This window comes from Mycobacterium celatum, assembly GCF_002101595.1.
Lineage (GTDB): Bacteria > Actinomycetota > Actinomycetes > Mycobacteriales > Mycobacteriaceae > Mycobacterium > Mycobacterium celatum.
In genome coordinates this window covers 95062-112365 of the sequence record NZ_LQOM01000031.1, presented here as the reverse complement: position 1 = coordinate 112365, position 17304 = coordinate 95062, and the positions used below count along the sequence as shown (strand labels likewise).

Sequence of the window (17304 nt, the reverse complement as noted above, 5' to 3'; positions counted from 1 at the left end):
GGTCAAGTCCCGCGGGTGTTGACGACCCGCTGCGCCAGCTCGGCCAGTTTCACGTTGGTGTCCTGCGACAGCTTCCGCAGCATCTCGAACGCGCGCAGGGCATCGACGTTGTAGCGCTCCATGATGATGCCCTTGGCTTGGCCGATGACATCTCTGCTGTTGATGGCGGATCGAAGCTGCTCGCTGTGACGACTGGCAAGGATCGCGGCCGCGGCATGGGCAGCGAGCACCGAGCCGAGCGCTTCTGACTCTGCGGTGAACGCGTGGGGTTTCAGTCCGAATACGTTCAACGCGCCCGCGGTGTGGTCACCGGCATAGAGCTTGAACGACAGACAACTGTGCACGCCGATCTCGGCGAGCGCACGCGAGAAGTTCGGCCACCGGGTCTCGATGGCGAAATCATCTGCGCGGAGCATCAAGTCGTCGTGCGCCGCATCCACACATGGCCCCTCGTTGTACTTGGCCTGCAGCTGATCCAGCTTGTAGACCAGGTCCGAGGTACCGAACAGAGACTCGAATTTACCGCCTTTGGCGATGAGCACGCCGGCAGTATCGGCGCCGGGAAGCATTTCGACAGCAGCAGCCGTAACAAGTGCAAGCACATCTTCGACGCTGGATGGCGCCGCCAGTGAACGGGCCAACTCGCCCATCCGTTGCGCTACCTCGTGACCCGATAGGTCCGGCATATTTAAGGATTCCCCCGCCTCAGAAGAGCTACACACCTCCGGCCCTCATGTTTGTCAAACGCCGCCAATGGCAATGCGCCTGCAACAGGCGGGTACGTTGGTCGACCGGCGTCGCCCGCTTAGGTCTCGTCGGTTCAGCCGAGAGCCGACGGGGCCGCTCCTGGTTGTACTAACGTGCGGCTATGCGCGAGGGCTCAGCTCGGTGAACGTCGAGATCGTCGCCAAGTTCCTGTCCACCCTGCCGGAGGATGACGACCACCCGTACCGGACCGGGCCGTGGCGTCCACAGACCACCGAATGGGATGCCGAAGACCTGACGGCGATCGACGGTGAGATACCGCACGATCTGGACGGCATATACCTGCGCAACACCGAGAACCCGTTACATCCGGCGTTGAAGACGTATCACCCGTTCGACGGCGACGGCATGCTGCACGTGGTCGGGTTCCGCGACGGCAAGGCCTTCTACCGCAACCGGTTCATCCGTACCGACGGCTTCCTGGCCGAGAATGCGGCGGGCGGAGCGTTGTGGCCGGGGTTGGCCGAGCCCGTGTCGCTTTGCAAGCGTACCGACGGCTGGGGCGCCCGGGGCTTGTTGAAGGATGCGTCGAGCACCGACGTCGTCGTGCACCGCGGCACCGCGCTGACCAGTTTCTATCAATGCGGCGACCTGTATCGGCTGGACCCGTACACCGCGGAAACCCTTGGGAAAGAACACTGGAACGGTCGCTTTCCGTTCGACTGGGGGGTGTCGGCGCATCCGAAGGTCGACGCCACGACCGGCGAATTGCTGTTCTTCAACTACAGCAAGCAGGCGCCGTACATGCACTACGGCGTCGTCGACGCCAACAACGAGCTGGTGCATTATGTCGACGTTCCGCTGCCCGGGCCGCGGCTGCCGCACGACATGGCGTTCACCGAAAACTATGTCGTCCTCAACGATTTCCCGCTGTTCTGGGAGCCAGAGCTGTTGGCCCGTGACCTGCACGTGGCGCGGTTCCATCCGGACATGCCGTCGCGGTTCGCGGTGCTGCCGCGGCGCGGACAGACCGCCGACATCCGCTGGTTCGAAGCCGAGCCCACGTTCGTGCTGCACTTCGTCAACGCACACGAGGACGGCGACGACATTGTGCTCGACGGCTTCTTCCAGGCCGACCCCGAGCCCGCCGACACCGGCACCGGCAGCAAATGGCAACGGGCGTTTCGCTTTTTGGCACTCGACCGCATGCAGGCCCGGCTGCACCGGTGGCGGCTGAACCTGCTGACCGGCGCCGTGGCCGAAGAACAACTCTCGGAGTCCATCACCGAATTCGGGGTGATCAACAACGACTTCGCGGCCACCAAGTATCGCTACAGCTATGCCGCCACCGGAAAGCCTGGCTGGTTCCTGTTCGACGGGCTGGTCAGACACGACGTTCTCACCGGCCACGAGCAACGCTATTCGTTCGGCGACGGCGTCTACGGCAGTGAGACGGCGATGGCGTCCCGCGGAACCGGCGGCGCCGAAGACGACGGCTACCTGGTCACGCTGACCACCGACATGAACGCCGACGCCTCCTACTGTCTGATCTTCGACGCGGCCCGGCTCAGCGACGGACCTCTGTGCAAACTCCAACTGCCGGAACGTATTTCCAGCGGCACCCACGCGACATGGGCACCGGGCGCGCAGTTGCGGCGCTGGCATTCCGCCGACTCGGCGGCCGACGCTATCGGCTTGTCACCGACGCAGTGACGACGCCAGCGCCCACCCGGAACAGATCACCGCGCCGGCCGCGCCCGCCGCGCCGATGTAGAACCCGTAGCCGGCCGCGACCGGCGGGGTGACGTTGACATCGTAGTACCACCATGTCAGCGCGCCGATGAGCAGTGAAAGGGCAAGCGCGGCAATCGATGCCAGCCTGGCCGACAATCCGCGGCCGACCGTCGCGCCCGCCACCAGCAGCGTCGAGGACAGCAACACGATCAGCTGACCCGTCCCAAAACCGCGCGGAAGATGCAGGCTGCCCATGCTGCCCCCGACCGCATTGGCCCAGCCGCCGCCGTTGACCGTTGTGGTCAACCACGGCAGCCAGGTGCTGACTGCCAGTACCGCGGCGAATAGCGCGACCAGCCACCCAGGATGCAGACGGGTCATACTGCGACACTAGCGCGCACTTTAGGGTGGGGCGATGACCGAGCTACCGGACTGGGCCCGCGAGTTGGACCTGGCGCCCAACCCCGAAGGCGGCTGGTTTCGGCAGACCTGGCGCAGCGATGTGACGGTGGGCCAGTCGGCGCTGCCACCGGATTACACCGGGCCGCGCAGCGCCGGAACGGCGATCCTGCTGTTGCTGATGCCCGGCCAGCAGTCAGCCTGGCACACCGTGCGCAGCGCCGAGCTGTGGCTGCATCATCGCGGCAGTCCGCTGCTGCTCGACATCGGAAGCGAACGGCACAGCACCACAACGCATGTGCTCGGCAGCGACATCATGGCCGGTGAGCGACCACAGGCGCTGGTGCCGCCCCGATACTGGCAGCGGGCCCGGCCTCGCGACGACGAGCCCAGCCTGGTCAGCTGTGTGGTAGTGCCTGGCTTCGACTACGCCGACTTCGGCCTTGGGCCGGCCGACTAATCCTGCAGCGACGACAGGTTGAACCCCGCGCCCGTCGGGTCGGCGGCTGCCGCCAGCCGCCCGTAGGGAGTGTCTTCCGCACCGCGCAGCACCGCGCCGCCGTTGTCGGTGATCACCTGCAGCGTCTTGTCGACGTCTTCGGCGCCGAAGAAGATGGTCCAGTTCGATCCGACGCCGGCGGGCATGCAGCCGACGCCGTCCATCACGCCGAGCAACTGTTGGTCGTCGAAACATGCAGTGGCGTAACGGAATTCGTCGGTGTCGGACACCTGTTCGGTTCGCCAGCCGAATACCTCACGGTAGAAATCGACAGCAGCGCGAAAGTCGCGGGTGGTCAACTGGTGCCAGACCGGGGCGCCGGCCTCGCCGATCACCGCGAAGCCGTGGTGCTCCAGCGGCTGCCACAGGCCGAACGGCGCGCCCGTCGGGTCAGTGGCCATGCTCATGAATCCCTTGGCGGGTATCTTCATCGGCTCGATGCAGGACGAGCCACCCGCCGCGGTCAGCGCCGACACCGTCGCGTTGACGTCGGCCGTGTGAAAGTAGGTGGTCCAGCCGTCCGGCGCTTGCCATTCCGGGTTGTTGGCCGTCAGGCCAGCGACCGGCTGGCCGTCCTTGGCGGCGTTGACGTAGCCGCCGTATTCGGGTCCGGCGGATTCGAATGTCCAGCCGAAGACAGTGCCGTAGAAGTCGAGGGCACGGTCGAGGTCGGATGACGCCAGGTCGATCCAGCAGGGGGCGCCCAGCGGCGCGCCGTGACGAATGGGCACGATGGTCTCCTTCGATACGGTGTGGCCCCGAGTCGGGGTTCACCGGTATCGACCGCCGCCGGCTCCGAAACTCACCGCACCGGGGCGAACACCTTGACGAAATTGTCCAGCGATTCGCGGATGTCGCCCCGCAGGGCGCCGGCGACGATCATGCCGATCGGACCGAACAGCGCCGGACCACCCAGGTGCACGTCGAAGTTGACCTCGCAGCCGTCGCCCTTCGGTTTGATCTTGGCGAGCAGCTTGACCTTGACGCCGCCGACCCCAACTCCGTTGAGTGTCATGGCTTCCGGCGGCTTGTAATGCACGATCGTCCACTTGATCCGGTTCGGCATGCCCTTGACTTCGACGATCGACTCGACGACGGCGCCCTTCTCCAACTTCTCGGGCAGCTTGCTGCGCCATACCCGGTGGATGGTCAGCCATTCCTTGTAGCGGGAGAGGTCGGCGGCATGCTCCCAGGCCTGCTCGGCCGGCAGGGGTACGTCGATGGATCCGGAGACTTTCGCCATGAGCTAGTTCTCGGGGTTGCCTTTGTCCACAGCCTTTTTGGCCGCGTCCTGCACCTTGTCGACGGCGTCCTTGTATTTGCCGCCGGTCTTGTCATCGACGATGTCGCCCGCCTTGTCGATCGCCTGTTCAACCTTGTCGGCGTTCTGCGACAGCAGGCTTTTGGCCTTGTCCAGAAATCCCATCAGTTCATCCCTTCCGTCAGCCGACCTTACCGTCGGGCCTTGTCGTCCTGAAGTCGCCACCATGGTTCGAATTCCGTTGGTTCGCTGAGATCCACGCGTTGTCCGAGTTTGGGCACCACCACCCGGACATCGGATGCCTCGGCGGCCGTCAGCAGCCGTTCGACCGGCTCGTCCCACGGATGCGGCGCCAGCCGGAAGGTGCACCAGTGGATCGGCAGCAAAACCCGCCCGCCGACGTCCAGGTGTGCCCGGACCGCCTCCTCCGGATTCGTGTGGATGTCGGGCCACGCCTTGTTGTAGGCGCCGACCGGCAACAGCGTCAGGTCGAACGGCCCGTGCTCGGCACCGATCTGCGCGAAGCTGTTGGTGTAGCCGGTGTCGCCGCCGAAGTACGCGCGATGCCTCGGCCCGATCAGTGCCCACGAGGCCCACAGCGTGGTGCTGCGGTTCAAGAAGCGGCCGGAGAAGTGCCGTGCGGGTGTGCAGACCAGGGTGAGCTCGTCGACGTTGGCGCGCTCGTTCCAGTCGAGCTCGACGATGCGCTCCTCGGGAATGCCCCACGACCGCAGGTGCGCCCCCACGCCGAGCGGGACGAAGAACGGCGCCCATTGGGTGCGGGCCAATGCGAGGACCGTGTCGATGTCGAGGTGGTCGTAATGGTCGTGGCTGATGACGATCGCGTCGAGGGCCGGCAGTCCCTCCAGTTCGATCGGCGGCGGGTGCATCCGCTGCGGACCGATGACATCCGACGGCGAGCAGCGATCGCTCCAGACCGGGTCGGTGAGCACCCGGTAGCCGTCGATCTCCACCAGCGCCGTCGCGTGGCCCAACCAGCAGACCGCGAGGTCCAGCGGGCTGCCCATCGGCTCCGGCGCGGCCAGCGGGATCGCCGCGCGCGGGCGGGTGGCGGCGCGACCGCCGACGATCTCGCGCAGGATCAGCCGCTGCTGCTCGCGGTCCATGCTGAACAGCGAGCCCGGTTCCAGGTTGACAAAGACGCCGTCGCGGAAATTCGGCGAGCGGCCGGCCACCGCGCGGATCGCAGCGGGGTCGGCGCCGAGAGCGGCCGGTGCACCGTGCAGCGCGCGCAGCACCCACCCTCCGCTGGCCAGCGTGACGGTGCCGGCGGCCAGTCGCAGCGCTCCGCGCAGCATCCGATCAGGCTCCCTGGAATTTCGGTGGTCGTTTTTGCATGCGGGCCACCTGCGCTTCGATGACGTCCTGGCTGGCCCACGCCTTGTCGAAGAGTTCCTTGTGCACCGGCCAGGCTTCCTCGATGGCCCCGTCGTCGTTGAGCACCCGCTTGGCGTGCTGCAGCGCCAACGGCGCCAGGCCGGCGATCTCTGTGGCCCAGGCCTGCGCGTCGGCCAACGACCCGATCCGGTTGGCCATCCCGGTCTGCAGCGCGACGTCGGCGGTCAGCTTCTCCGCCGAGAGCAGCATGGCCCGGGCCCGGCCGTGACCGACCAGCGAACACAGTCGTCGGATACTCCAGTTGTCAAGGGCCAGACCATATTTCGAGGTCGGGAACTGGAAGAACGCCTCCGGCGCCACCACCCGCAGGTCGCATTGCATCGCCAGCTGCAAACCCGCGCCGATCGCGGGACCGTTGATCGCGCCGATCACCGGCATCGGTGCGGCGTCCATGGCCTTGTGCAGCTCGATCAGGCGGTCCGGGTAGTCGGCGGCGAATGCGTCTCCGGACAGGTCCGCGCCGGCGCAGAAGACGGTGCCCTGCCCGGTCAGCACGATGGCGCGGACGTTCTCGGCGGCCGCCTTCTGCACGGCTTCCCGCAGCTCCTCGACGAGCTGGGAGTTCAGCGCGTTACGCCGCTCGGCGCGCTGCATCTCAATGGTCAGGACGTCTTCGTCACGGGTGACACCGATCATGCGACCACCATACGAGAGGCTCCGGGTCAGTCCGAAGGCGTCACCAGCTGCCAGTCGTCGGGGAGCCCGTGGGCCTTGGCCAGCTCACTCTCGGCTTCCACATGCACGGTCAGGCTGCCCAGCCGCAGATCGGTCAGCGCGATCCGGCCCCAGGCCGCCGGAACATGCGGCGCAATCGACAGCCTGCGGTGCGGCACGTCGGGGTCGAGTCCCAGAAACGCGCGCAGCAGCAGCAGCGGCGCCGCACTCGACCATGCCTGCGGCGAGCAGGACGTCGGATAGGGCACCGGAGAACCGAACTGGCTGCGGGGAAAACCGCAGAACAGCTCGGGCAGCCGGCTGCCGAACGCGTCGGCCGCGTCGAGCAGCCCGGTGGCCAGGTGCTCGGCCAGCTCGACCGCGCCGGGGATGTGCCGGTAACGCAGCAACCCGGCCACCGCGATCGCGGTGTCATGCGGCCATATCGAGCCGTTGTGATAGCTCATCGGGTTGTAGGCGCCCATCGTGCTGGCCAGCGTGCGCAGGCCGAACCCGGAATCCATCTCCTGACCGGCCAGCCGCTCGACGATCTGTGCGGCGTGTTCGTCGCTGGCGATGCCCGTCCACAAGCAATGGCCCACGTTGCTGGTCAGCGCGTCGACCGGGCGCTTGTAGCCGTCCAGCGCGACCGCATACCAGCCTTTCGCCGGAAGCCAGAAGGTCTCGAGGAACTTGGCCCGCAGCGCCTCGGCACGCTCACGCAGCCGGGCCGCGGTCGGCAGGTCGCCGAACCCGTCGGCGAGGTCGGCGCGCGCCAGCAGCGCCGCGTACAGGTAGCCCTGGACCTCGCACAGCGCGATCGGCGGTTCGGCTCGCCGCCCGGCAGCGTCGTTGATGCCGTCGAAGCTGTCCTTCCACCCCTGGTTGATCAGCCCGCGGTCGGTGGCGCGGCGGTATTCGACGAAGCCGTCGCCGTCGCGATCGCCGTAGCGCTCCGCCCAGGCCAGTGCGGCGTCGGCAGCGGGCAGCAGCGCGCGGACCGCCGTCTCGTCGGCTCCCCATCGCCAGCACTCGGCAAGCAGCATCACGAAAAGCGGTGTGACGTCGACAGATCCGTAATAGACGTTGCCGCCCAACACGTCGTCGCTGGCCGGTCCGCGCCGGATTTCGTGCATGATCCGGCCGGGTTCTTCCTCGGTGATCGGGTCGATACGCCGGCCCTGCAAACTGGCGAGCCGCTGCAGCGTGCCGACCGACAGCCCGACCTCCAACGGCAGGGCCATCCAGGCGGTGAGCACGCTGTCGCGGCCGAACAGCGTCATGAACCACGGCGCGCCGGCGGCGACAAACGATCGGCCGCGGCCAGCCTCGTCGTGCATGAGCAGCGCCCCGAGGTCGCTCTCGGTCTGGCGCAACACCGCGGCCAGCCCCGGATGGTCGGTTTCGACGTTGGTGGCACTGTCCCGCCAGGCCTCGATCTTGCGCGCGGGCGCGCTGGATTCCACATTCGCGCCGGCGCGAACGCGGCTGGTGATCTTCTGGTTCGCCCACGTCGGCTGCAGCACGATCTCGGCCTGCCAGCGCTCCCCCGGCGGCACCACCACCCGCCAGTTCAGCGAACCGGGCAACACGATGGGGTCGCCGGTCGCGTCGATGGTCAGGCCGCGCACCTGCTCGCCGCGCTCGCGCAGCACCAACTCTCCGTCGGTAACCGCCATGTCGGCGCCGCCGACTGCGGCGCGGCCTTCCTTGACCGCGAACAGGTCGGCGAAGTCGGCGTCGGCGTGCAATTCCAACGACACCACGGTGCTTTCTTTGTCGAGGTTGTGCAGCGAGACGGTCTCCCGCAGCCCGTCGACGATCAGCCGTTCCCGCACCACCAGCAGAGTGCTGTCCGCACGCCCGGCGCGCGGCGCGCGCCGCAGGATGAACTGCGCCGCAAACGCTTCCGTCGACTCCACCGACAACGATTCGGGGACTTGGCCATCCACCCGCAGCTCCCAGCGCGACAGCACGCGTGCGTCGCGGAAGAACAGCCCGTGCGGCCGGCCCACGACCATGTCGCCGTAGCGGTTGGACAGGCAGAACGTCGCGCCTTCCACCAAGGTCACCGCGTCGTTGCCGGACCCCAGGCGGGCCGGCGTGCCGGTGTTGAATCCCGAGGTCACGCGGTGGCCTTGTCGCTCAGTTCAGGGATACGCGCGATCGGATCGATATCGGCCGTCGGCCCGGGCTGAAACCGGTGCCGGCCCAACGCCTTCCGGTATATCTGCTCGTATCCGTACCCCAGCTGCGCAACCTCGAAGTGCGCGGCGACGTGGCGGCGGCAGGCGTGCGGGTCGATCGTCTGCGTCCGCTCGATCGCAGCGGGCAACTCGGCGGGCCGCTCGCACACGAAGCCGGTGACGCCGTCGACAACCACCTCCGGCACGGCGCCGCCACGCAACGCGACGACGGGCGTGCCGCACGCCATCGCTTCGATCATCACGATCCCGAACGGCTCCTCCCACTGCACGGGGAACAGCAGACACCGCGCACCCGCCAGCAGTTTCCGCTTGCTGACCGCATCCGCCTCGCCGAACACGTGGTCGTCCTCGGTGAGCAGCGGGCGCACGCAGTCCTCGAAGTACTCCTTTTCCGCGGGCTCGCTGCACTTGCCGGCGAGGACGAGCGGCATGCCCACCTCGTGGGCGGCCCGCACCGCCAGGTGCGCACCCTTGTAGGGCGCGAAGCGCCCGAGGAACAGGCCATAGTCGCCCTTGTCGGCCGAAAACGGCCAGTCGTCGATTCGCAGCGCATTGTGAACGCGGCCAATCCAATTCAGGTCGGGCGCCAATTCCTGCTGGCGGTCGCTGATGGCGACCAGACCGACGTCGCGGCCGAGCTCGCGGTAGTACGGGTAGAGGTCGTCGTCGATGGGACCGTGCACGGTCACCACGGTCGGCAGCCCCAGCGCCTGATAGGCCGGGGCGTTCAGGGGGCCGGCGAACGTGTGGTCGTGCACGATGTCGACTCCGTCGGCAGCGGCGATCCGCGCGATCGCGCTGCGGACCTTCAACGCGTGCATCACCTCGGGGTAGGGCTCGCCGAGTCGGTCGGGCAGCGTCCGATCCCACAGCGGGACGAACTTGGCTGCGGTACCCGGCTCCCCGGCGCCGATCACCGTGACGGCGTGCCCACGGGCGACGAGCGTGTCGGCGAGGTCGGCCACGACGGCCTCGACACCTCCGTAACCCTTCGGCGGAATGTCGAAATAGGGCGGTGCCACCAAGACGATCCGCAACTGACGCGCGGGATCGGAACCATCCGACCAAAAGACGAAATCAGCGCCGCGCATTGACGTTTCCCTCCCTCCGACTCCATCTACACGCGTTAGCACTCTCATTCGACGAGTGCTAATTATGGTGGATCGACCGCGGTCTGCCAAGTCCTGGCTACTCTCATCCGGTGAGCCGGATCAGCGCCGACGAACTGCGCGAGGCGGTGCTCGACGCAGATTCATTTGTCAGCTGGGACACCGAGCCGCTCGCAGTCCCGACCGACGAGACGTACGCCCGCGAGCTGGCCGCTGCCCGGGCCGCGACCGGGCGCAGCGAGTCGGTGGTCACCGGTGAAGGCCGGGTGCGCGGGCGGAGGGTAGCCGTGATCGCTTGCGAATTCGACTTTTTGGCCGGCTCGATCGGGGTGGCCGCGGCCGAGCGGATCACCACCGCGATCGAGCGAGCCACCCGGGAGCGCCTACCGTTGCTGGCCTCGCCGAGTTCGGGCGGCACCCGGATGCAGGAAGGCACAGTGGCTTTCGTGCAGATGGTCAAGATCAGCGCGGCGATCCAACTGCACAAGCGGGCGCATCTGCCCTACCTGGTGTATCTGCGCCATCCAACCACCGGCGGGGTGTTCGCGTCGTGGGGTTCGCTCGGCCATGTCACGATCGCCGAGCCCGGTGCGCTGATCGGTTTCCTGGGTCCGCGGGTGTACGAGCAGCTGTATGGTGAGCCATTCCCGGAGGGCATCCAGGTCGCCGAGAATCTGCAACGCCATGGCGTGATCGACGGTGTCATTCCGCTGCGATGGCTGCGCCGCACGCTGGAACGGGTGCTGAAGGTATTGGTGGATCCGCCCGCCGGCCCGCCGCCCGCGCTCGAGCGTGAGCCGGTACCCGATGTGCTGGCATGGGATTCGGTGGTGGCGTCGCGTCGCCCGGAGCGTCCCGGGATCGCCACGTTGCTGCGCCACGGCGCCACCGAGCGAGTCCTGCTGTCGGGCACCGGCCAGGGCGAGGCGGGCAGCACGCTGCTGGCGCTGGCGCGCTTCGGCGGTCAGCCCGCCGTCGTTCTCGGCCAGCAGCGTGTCTTCGGCGGGATCGTGGGTCCGGCCGCGCTGCGCGAAGCCAGGCGCGGCATGGCACTGGCCGCGGGTTTGCGGCTGCCGCTGGTGCTCGTCGTCGATACTGCCGGCCCCGCGCTGTCCGAAGCCGCCGAGCAGGGCGGGCTGGCCGGTGAAATCGCGCGCTGCCTGGCCGAACTCGTCACGCTGGAGACGCCGACGGTGTCGGTCCTGCTGGGTCAGGGCAGCGGCGGGCCGGCGCTGGCGATGCTGCCCGCCGACCGAGTGCTGGCCGCGCTGCACGGCTGGCTGGCTCCGCTGCCGCCGGAGGGCGCCAGTGCAATCATGTTCCGCGATACCGACCATGCCCCCGAACTCGCTGCGGCCCAAGGCATCCGGTCTACAGACCTGCGGGCATCGGGCATTGTCGACGTCGTCGTGCCCGAACACCCCGATGCGGCCGACGAGCCGATCGCGTTCGCCAAGCGGCTGTCGAGAGCCATTGCGCACGAATTACACACGCTACGAGCGGTTCCCGAGGCCCAGCGCATGACTGACCGCCTACAACGTCACCGGCGGATCGGCCTGGTCTAATGGCGGCGACCCGCTGCCATGAGCCGATCAGCGGTGCCAGCGGACCGGGCCGGCCCGCAGCGGAGGCTCGTCGTACTCGCGGGAACGTCTGCGGGTCACCGGTATCCGGGTAGGGGCGGTGCGTTTGCGGACAACCGGATGAGCCCGGTCATAGGCTGCGCGACGCTTGGGATCGCGCAATAGCGCATAGGCGGCCAGGATTTGGCGGAGCCGTTCGTCGGCTCCGGAATTCGGCTCACCGGAACGTCTGTCGGGGTGATAGTCACGCAGCTGGCGCCGGTAGGCGTGGGTGATTTCGGCCTGCGTCGCCGTCGGAGATACACCGAGCACCGAGTAGGGGTCATCCATCTCAGGCACCGGAGCCTTTCCGCCCAGGGCCGACAGTCGTGTGCCGGGGTGGGCGCGTATCGGGCCACAAACGCGCCCACCCCGGGCCGATGAGGTCCGTGCGGTCCACCAAAATGGCCACTATCGGTGGCGATGCGTGCGCGATACTGCGTCGGCCGCTCTCAGGTAGCAATCCTTGTGGACGGCACGGGGGTCACCGCTGTGGGTTTCGACTGTCGACGCATCACCTCCTCATCGTCATGCGACACGTTGGCCATGGATGGGGCAGCGCCCCACCCCCGTCGAGCGGCGACCGGCGCGATCGCCGCTACGTCCCTCAGGCGTTGATCGCCGTCTGGTGGCCGTCGTGGCTGATTTCGATGCGGCGCGGCTTGGCCTTTTCAGCCACTGGAATCGTCAGGCGTAGGACGCCGTCGTGGTAGCTGGCCTCGATCTTGTCGGTGTCGAGGTTCTCGCCGAGGAATAGTTGCCGGCTGAAGACGCCACGCGGACGTTCGGCGGAAACCATTTCGCGGTTTTGATCCAGCTCGGGACGCTCGGCACGGACGGTGAGCACATTGCGTTCGACGTCCAGGTCGAGCGAATCGGCGTTCACGCCAGGCAGGTCGAATTCGACGATGAACTTGTCGCCGTCTCGCCAGGCGTCCATCGGCATGACCGCCGGCCGGGCTGCGGTCCCGAGCACTTGCTGGGTCCACCGGTCGAGGTCACGGAACGGATCGGTACGCATCAGCACCATGACTTAACCTCCCGAGTAGTTGCCAGATGACTTGTGTCTACTGACATAGCTTTGTGATATCACTAGAGGCAGCATTATGCAAGTGTTAGCCACTAAATTTTTGGAGAATCCCAGTCGCCCCGCCCTACTGCTTCGACGAGAAATCTATGTGCGCTGACACAGCTTTGTCGTATCCGTTATGATAGCTTTGTGTACGCGGCAACCAGGAAGCTCGACGACGAATGGAGACGCAGTTGACCAGCGACGCGACCCCGCGGTCCGCGCGGGGCGTCTACGGCATCTCGGTGGCATCCGAGCTGTCGGGCATTGGGCCGCAAACGTTGCGGCTCTATGAGCGCTGGGGACTGCTGAGCCCGTCGCGCACCGACGGCGGCACCAGACGCTACAGCGACGACGACCTCGACCGGCTGAAGCGAATCAGCGAACTGGTCGACCAAGGGATCAACCTGGCCGGCGTCGTGCAGATCCTCGACCTGGAGGAGCGCAACTCCCGGCTCGAGTCCGACAACACTCAACTACGGTCGGACAACGCCGAACTCAAGGCTCGTCGCGCCGCACCCGGCGGCAACGCATCGCGAAGGGGAAGGAGGGACTCCGATCATGAAGAACGTCGAGGGAATCGTCCGGGTCGACGAAGCACCCGAAGCTGATGCGATGGACCAGCAGTGTCTCGTCGATGCCGATGACCAAAGCGGTCTGGACACTTCGTATGTCGCCGACGTCGCCGATCGCGATGCCAACCCCGCTGACCTGATCGACCAGGCGATCGTGGTCCCGGTGCCCGCCGACGACTGAGCGCAGGCGTTCACCGTCTAGCCGTCGGTGGCCGGAAGCTCGTCGAGGTCCTCGACACCCGCACGGTCGTGTGCGTTGTGACCGAATAGGCGCCCCCACGTGCTGAGGGCGACGGCCATGGCCGCGTCGTCGAGGTCCTTGCCCGGCTGAGCCTCGGCGATGGCCACCAGTGCATCGGCCAAGCTGACCGGATTGACTCCGTGACGCTTGGCCGTATGCATGAGTTCGACGAACGCTTGGTCGACACGGCAGCGGCGCAACGCGACGAGCACTCCCTCGGCGGTGTCCAGAATCCGCGCACCGATGCGGCGCGTGTCGCGCGGCCGTCGATAGTCGTTCATCAGGTCACCTCCTCACGCAGAGAAACTTGTGATATTACACATATATTTCCTGTGCTCGCTTGACAAGATCTCGCAACGTTGCGGTCGCCCCGCGGATACCTCAACATTCAATCGATGGCCAGCCACGACACATCCACGCCAGCGGTCCCGACGCATGATCGGGCCGCGCTGCAAGCGGTCAGCTTCTTCATGGCCGACATGGAGGCCGGCATGGGGCCGTTCCTGGGAGTCCTGCTGGCCGGGCGTGGCTGGACGACCAGCGCTATCGGCGCGGTCATCACCCTGGGCGCCATTGTCGGCATGTGCACCGTCGCTCCGGCAGGAGCCTTGGTCGACGCCACCACTCGAAAGCGGGCGTTGGTCATCGTCGTCGGTTTGGGTGCCGTGGCAGCGTCGGCCGTCATTCTCGCCTCGGGAAATTTCTGGGTCGTCACCGCCGCGCAGTCGGTGATGTGCATCTCCGGGGCGACCATCGCGCCGGCGGTCATCGGCATCACGCTCGGCGTCGTGGGCCAAGCGGGATTCACCGCGCAAAACGGCCGCAACCAGGCTTACAACCACGCGGGCAACATGATTGGCGCCGCACTGTCCGGGCTGCTGGGCTGGCTCTTCGGTTACGCCGGGGTGTTCTGGCTGGCGGTGGGATTCGCCGCTGTGACCATCGGCGCCGTGCTGGCCCTCCCGGCCGATCACATCGACCACCATGTGGCCCGCGGCGAGGCGCCGCCCGGCGATCGTGCGCCGGTCAAGCGGTTGCGGGTGTTGCTCGAGTCGCGGCCACTGTTGGCGGTGGCGGCGGCGGTGATGTTGTTCTGGCTGGGCAACGCCGCGATGCTGCCGCTCTACGGCCTGGCCGTCGTCGCCACCCACACCAACCCGTTCACCACGGTGGCCAGCACGGTAGTGGTGGCCCAGGCCGTCATGATCGTCGCCGCGCTGGCCGCTACACGGATCGCCCAAACCCGCGGGTACTGGCTGGCCATCGCGATCGCGTTCAGCGCACTGCCAGTCCGTGCGCTGCTCGCCGCCGGGGTCATCACGACTTGGGGCATCATCCCCGTGCAGGTGCTCGACGGCGTCGGCGCCGGCATGCTGTCCGTGGCGGTGCCGGGCCTGGTGGCACGCATCCTCGACGGCACCGGCCACGTCAACGTCGGGCAGGGCGCCATCATGGCGGCGCAAGGCCTCGGCGGTGCGCTCAGCCCGGTCCTGGGCGGTTTCGTCGCCCAACACCTGGGATTCCCAACGGCTTTCCTGATGCTGGGCGGGCTGTCGCTGGGGTCGTTGGTCATCTGGTTCGGCTTCGCGTCCACGCTGCGCCGCGCCGAACAGGTGGAACCTTCGCTCAACGCGGCAGAAGATACGCGTCGCGCTCCAAGCCGTCCCTGACCCACGCCACGGTCTCCTCGACGGTCTGGTCGCTTGAGTCGACGACGTGGCGTTCCAGTTCGCCGCGGTCGCTGAATTGCGCACGCAACTGCGAAATAGGTTCGGGCAGGGACAATTCGTCCCCGCCCCGTGTGGTGGCCCGAGACAGCGCGACATCCACGCGCGGCCGCAGGACCACCTGTCCGGTCGGTCTCATGCCGCCGCCTCGTCGGCACCGCCGAATTGGGTGAGATAAAACTCGGCGTAGCGCCCGCCGCGGGCGAGTAGTTGGTCATGCGTGCCGCGCTCCACGATCCGGCCGTCCTCCACGACCAGGATTTGATCGGCGGCCCGCACGGTGGACAGCCGGTGCGCGATGACGATCGAGGTCCGGCCCGCCAACGCCTCCGAAAGCGCCTGCTGCACAGCGGCTTCCGACGCCGAATCCAGCGATGCCGTCGCTTCGTCGAGAACGACCACCCGCGACTGGCCCAGCAGCAGCCGGGCAATCGTCAGCCGCTGCCGCTGACCGCCGGAGAGACGGTAGCCACGCTCCCCGACCACGGTGTCCAGACCGTCGGGCATCTCGGCGACGACGTCGGCCAGCCGGGCACGCCGCAGCGCCTCCCACAACTCGTCGTCCGAGGCGTCAGGCGCCGCCAGCCGCAGGTTCGACCGGATCGACTCGTGGAACAAGTGGCCGTCCTGGGTGACCAGGCCGACGGTCTGGCGCAGCGACGCGGTGGTCAGGTCGCGCACGTCGACCCCGGCCAGCCGCACCGCGCCGGAGTCCACGTCGTAGAGCCGGGCCAGCAGAGCCGCGATGGTCGACTTGCCGGCCCCGGACGATCCCACCAGCGCCACCATCTGCCCCGGGTCTGCGGTGAACGAAATCCCGTGCAGCACTTCGTCTCCCCCGCGCGCATCGAGCACCGCGACCTCTTCCAGCGACGCCAGCGACACCTTGTCGGCCGACGGGTAGCCGAATCGCACGTCGTCGAAGGCCACCGAAACGGGACCGTTGGGCACCGCCACGGCGCCCGGTCGCTCGACGATCAGCGGCTCCAAATCCAGCACCTCGAAAACCCGCTCGAAACTGACCAGCGCACTGGCGATTTCCACCCGTGCGTTGACCAGCGCGGTCAGCGGCGCGTACAGCCGGGTCAGCAGCAGCGCCAGCGACACGATTGCGCCGGCCTGCAGATGACCGCCGATGGCCAGCACCCCGCCCAGCCCGTACACCAGTGCCAGCGCCAGCGCCGACATCAGCGTCAGCGAGTTCATGAACACCGACTGCAGCATCGACGAGCGCACCCCGATGTCGCGCACCCGCCCGGCGCGCAGCGCGAACTCGTGCGACTCGCGCGCCGGGTCGCCGAACAGCTTGACCAGGGTGGCGCCCGGCGCGGAGAACCGCTCGGTCATCTGGCTGTTCATCGTCGCGTTGTGGACGGCGCGTTCCCGGCTCAGCCGCGCCATCGTGGTGCCGATGCGGCGGGCCGGCACCACGAACAGCGGCACCAGCAACAGCGACAACGCCGTGATCTGCCAAGAGATCCCGGCCATCACCACCAGTGTCAGCGTCAGTGTGACCAGGTTGGAGACAACGCCGGAAAGGGTGTCGGAAAACGCCCGCTGGGCGCCCATCACGTCGTTGCCCAGCCGGCTGACCAGCGCGCCGGTGCGGGTGCGGGTGAAAAACGCCACCGGCATTCGCTGCACGTGGTCGTACACCGCGGTCCGCAGGTCCAGGATCAGGCCCTCGCCGATGGTCGACGACAGCCACCGGGTGACCAGTGACACCGCCGCCTCGGCGACCGCCACCAGAGCAATCACACCCGCCAGCAGCACCACCGCAGCGGCGTCCGTGCCGCTGACGATCTCGTCGACCACCTTGCCGGCCAGCATCGGGGTGGCCACGGTCAGCAGCGCGCTGACCACGCTGACCGCGACAAATGCGCCCAGCCTGCGGTGATGCCGGCCGGAGAAGCGCCAGATCCGGCCGACCAGGCCGCGTCCCACCAGCGAGCGAAGCTCGCCCGACCGCGCATGCATCTGCCGGTAGAGAGCGCGGCTGGCCACCGATTCCATATTCACGGGCTTCACGGTAAAACCTCAACAAAGGATGAGGTCAACCGACGCGCCGAAGCCCGGGCGGCTC

The 17304-nt window shown here is 67.5% G+C and carries 20 protein-coding genes; 6 read left to right on the top strand and 14 right to left on the bottom strand.

The features are described from left to right. Positions 1–2: 2 nt before the first annotated feature. Complete coding sequence (locus tag AWB95_RS13970) at positions 3–686, bottom strand: GAF and ANTAR domain-containing protein (RefSeq protein WP_062540457.1); 684 nt, start codon at positions 684–686, stop codon at positions 3–5. A gap of 202 nt (positions 687–888) precedes the next feature. Here AWB95_RS13970 and AWB95_RS13965 point away from each other — a divergent pair, with 202 nt between their 5' ends. Beyond that, on the top strand, positions 889–2418 hold the full coding sequence (locus AWB95_RS13965; protein WP_062540458.1) for a carotenoid oxygenase family protein: 1530 nt from the start codon (positions 889–891) through the stop codon (positions 2416–2418). Here the strand turns inward: AWB95_RS13965 and AWB95_RS13960 are convergent. Beyond that, positions 2404–2820, bottom strand: a complete 417-nt coding sequence (locus AWB95_RS13960; protein WP_062540459.1) for a hypothetical protein — start codon at positions 2818–2820, stop codon at positions 2404–2406. The genes AWB95_RS13965 and AWB95_RS13960 overlap by 15 nt on opposite strands. A gap of 34 nt (positions 2821–2854) precedes the next feature. Here AWB95_RS13960 and AWB95_RS13955 point away from each other — a divergent pair, with 34 nt between their 5' ends. Next, on the top strand, positions 2855–3298 hold the full coding sequence (locus AWB95_RS13955) for a cupin domain-containing protein (RefSeq protein WP_062540460.1): 444 nt from the start codon (positions 2855–2857) through the stop codon (positions 3296–3298). Here the strand turns inward: AWB95_RS13955 and AWB95_RS13950 are convergent. The 7 genes from AWB95_RS13950 to AWB95_RS13920 all read right to left on the bottom strand — a co-directional run bounded on the left by AWB95_RS13950 (position 3295) and on the right by AWB95_RS13920 (position 9969). Continuing rightward, positions 3295–4068 (bottom strand): VOC family protein, encoded by a 774-nt coding sequence (locus tag AWB95_RS13950; protein ID WP_062540461.1) that lies wholly within the window; start codon positions 4066–4068, stop codon positions 3295–3297. The genes AWB95_RS13955 and AWB95_RS13950 overlap by 4 nt on opposite strands. A gap of 71 nt (positions 4069–4139) precedes the next feature. After that, complete coding sequence (locus AWB95_RS13945; protein WP_062540462.1) at positions 4140–4580, bottom strand: type II toxin-antitoxin system Rv0910 family toxin; 441 nt, start codon at positions 4578–4580, stop codon at positions 4140–4142. A 3-nt stretch (positions 4581–4583) separates the two neighbouring features. Further along, complete coding sequence (locus AWB95_RS13940) at positions 4584–4763, bottom strand: antitoxin (RefSeq protein ID WP_062540463.1); 180 nt, start codon at positions 4761–4763, stop codon at positions 4584–4586. A 26-nt stretch (positions 4764–4789) separates the two neighbouring features. Further along, positions 4790–5917, bottom strand: coding sequence for an MBL fold metallo-hydrolase (locus tag AWB95_RS13935; protein WP_099539586.1), 1128 nt, complete (start codon positions 5915–5917; stop codon positions 4790–4792). A gap of 4 nt (positions 5918–5921) precedes the next feature. Further along, positions 5922–6653: an enoyl-CoA hydratase gene (locus AWB95_RS13930; RefSeq protein WP_062541672.1), complete on the bottom strand. Its 732-nt coding sequence runs from the start codon at positions 6651–6653 to the stop codon at positions 5922–5924. A 26-nt stretch (positions 6654–6679) separates the two neighbouring features. Beyond that, a complete protein-coding gene (locus AWB95_RS13925) occupies positions 6680–8800 on the bottom strand; it encodes an amylo-alpha-1,6-glucosidase (RefSeq protein ID WP_085168325.1) in 2121 nt (706 codons plus the stop codon). Further along, positions 8797–9969 carry a glycosyltransferase family 4 protein gene (locus AWB95_RS13920; protein WP_062541542.1) on the bottom strand — a complete coding sequence of 391 codons (1173 nt, stop codon included), beginning with the start codon at positions 9967–9969 and terminating at the stop codon, positions 8797–8799. The genes AWB95_RS13925 and AWB95_RS13920 overlap by 4 nt, the downstream gene beginning before the upstream one ends. 110 nt (positions 9970–10079) lie before the next feature. Between AWB95_RS13920 and AWB95_RS13915 the strand changes: the two genes are divergently transcribed. Beyond that, complete coding sequence (locus AWB95_RS13915) at positions 10080–11552, top strand: acetyl-coenzyme A carboxylase carboxyl transferase subunits beta/alpha (RefSeq protein WP_085168324.1); 1473 nt, start codon at positions 10080–10082, stop codon at positions 11550–11552. Between the two features lie 27 nt (positions 11553–11579). Here AWB95_RS13915 and AWB95_RS13910 read toward each other — a convergent pair whose 3' ends face one another. Both AWB95_RS13910 and AWB95_RS13905 read right to left on the bottom strand, forming a co-directional pair. Continuing rightward, the gene (locus AWB95_RS13910) at positions 11580–11900 is read right to left on the bottom strand and encodes a J domain-containing protein (RefSeq protein WP_062541143.1); all 321 of its coding nucleotides are present in this window, start codon (positions 11898–11900) and stop codon (positions 11580–11582) included. Between the two features lie 316 nt (positions 11901–12216). Further along, on the bottom strand, positions 12217–12639 hold the full coding sequence (locus AWB95_RS13905; RefSeq protein ID WP_062541144.1) for an Hsp20/alpha crystallin family protein: 423 nt from the start codon (positions 12637–12639) through the stop codon (positions 12217–12219). Positions 12640–12872: 233 nt separating this feature from the next. Between AWB95_RS13905 and AWB95_RS13900 the strand changes: the two genes are divergently transcribed. Further along, positions 12873–13289: a MerR family transcriptional regulator gene (locus AWB95_RS13900; protein ID WP_099539589.1), complete on the top strand. Its 417-nt coding sequence runs from the start codon at positions 12873–12875 to the stop codon at positions 13287–13289. Between the two features lie 4 nt (positions 13290–13293). Next, on the top strand, positions 13294–13434 hold the full coding sequence (locus tag AWB95_RS13895; RefSeq protein WP_373280800.1) for a hypothetical protein: 141 nt from the start codon (positions 13294–13296) through the stop codon (positions 13432–13434). 17 nt (positions 13435–13451) lie between these two features. Here AWB95_RS13895 and AWB95_RS13890 read toward each other — a convergent pair whose 3' ends face one another. Further along, the gene (locus tag AWB95_RS13890; RefSeq protein WP_062541147.1) at positions 13452–13775 is read right to left on the bottom strand and encodes an ANTAR domain-containing protein; all 324 of its coding nucleotides are present in this window, start codon (positions 13773–13775) and stop codon (positions 13452–13454) included. Between the two features lie 114 nt (positions 13776–13889). Here AWB95_RS13890 and AWB95_RS13885 point away from each other — a divergent pair, with 114 nt between their 5' ends. Then, positions 13890–15164 carry an MFS transporter gene (locus tag AWB95_RS13885; RefSeq protein WP_062541148.1) on the top strand — a complete coding sequence of 425 codons (1275 nt, stop codon included), beginning with the start codon at positions 13890–13892 and terminating at the stop codon, positions 15162–15164. Here AWB95_RS13885 and AWB95_RS13880 read toward each other — a convergent pair. Together AWB95_RS13880 and AWB95_RS13875 are read right to left on the bottom strand one after the other, a co-directional pair. After that, positions 15121–15360, bottom strand: coding sequence for a hypothetical protein (locus tag AWB95_RS13880; protein WP_062541149.1), 240 nt, complete (start codon positions 15358–15360; stop codon positions 15121–15123). The genes AWB95_RS13885 and AWB95_RS13880 overlap by 44 nt on opposite strands. Further along, positions 15357–17240: an ABC transporter ATP-binding protein gene (locus tag AWB95_RS13875; protein WP_062541153.1), complete on the bottom strand. Its 1884-nt coding sequence runs from the start codon at positions 17238–17240 to the stop codon at positions 15357–15359. The genes AWB95_RS13880 and AWB95_RS13875 overlap by 4 nt, the downstream gene beginning before the upstream one ends. Between the last annotated feature and the right edge of the window lie 64 nt (positions 17241–17304).

Excerpts from the sequence above, each read along its gene's own strand:
- AWB95_RS13890 (WP_062541147.1), bottom strand. The coding sequence starts at position 13,775 with ATGAACGACTATCGACGGCCGCGCGACACGCGCCGCATCGGTGCGCGG.
- AWB95_RS13885 (WP_062541148.1), top strand. The coding sequence starts at position 13,890 with ATGGCCAGCCACGACACATCCACGCCAGCGGTCCCGACGCATGATCGG.
- AWB95_RS13920 (WP_062541542.1), bottom strand. The coding sequence starts at position 9,969 with ATGCGCGGCGCTGATTTCGTCTTTTGGTCGGATGGTTCCGATCCCGCG.
- AWB95_RS13905 (WP_062541144.1), bottom strand. The coding sequence starts at position 12,639 with ATGGTGCTGATGCGTACCGATCCGTTCCGTGACCTCGACCGGTGGACC.
- AWB95_RS13895 (WP_373280800.1), top strand. The coding sequence starts at position 13,294 with ATGGACCAGCAGTGTCTCGTCGATGCCGATGACCAAAGCGGTCTGGAC.
- AWB95_RS13910 (WP_062541143.1), bottom strand. The coding sequence starts at position 11,900 with ATGGATGACCCCTACTCGGTGCTCGGTGTATCTCCGACGGCGACGCAG.
- AWB95_RS13945 (WP_062540462.1), bottom strand. The coding sequence starts at position 4,580 with ATGGCGAAAGTCTCCGGATCCATCGACGTACCCCTGCCGGCCGAGCAG.
- AWB95_RS13940 (WP_062540463.1), bottom strand. The coding sequence starts at position 4,763 with ATGGGATTTCTGGACAAGGCCAAAAGCCTGCTGTCGCAGAACGCCGAC.
- AWB95_RS13970 (WP_062540457.1), bottom strand. The coding sequence starts at position 686 with ATGCCGGACCTATCGGGTCACGAGGTAGCGCAACGGATGGGCGAGTTG.
- AWB95_RS13930 (WP_062541672.1), bottom strand. The coding sequence starts at position 6,653 with ATGATCGGTGTCACCCGTGACGAAGACGTCCTGACCATTGAGATGCAG.
- AWB95_RS13935 (WP_099539586.1), bottom strand. The coding sequence starts at position 5,917 with ATGCTGCGCGGAGCGCTGCGACTGGCCGCCGGCACCGTCACGCTGGCC.
- AWB95_RS13960 (WP_062540459.1), bottom strand. The coding sequence starts at position 2,820 with ATGACCCGTCTGCATCCTGGGTGGCTGGTCGCGCTATTCGCCGCGGTA.
- AWB95_RS13880 (WP_062541149.1), bottom strand. The coding sequence starts at position 15,360 with ATGAGACCGACCGGACAGGTGGTCCTGCGGCCGCGCGTGGATGTCGCG.
- AWB95_RS13955 (WP_062540460.1), top strand. The coding sequence starts at position 2,855 with ATGACCGAGCTACCGGACTGGGCCCGCGAGTTGGACCTGGCGCCCAAC.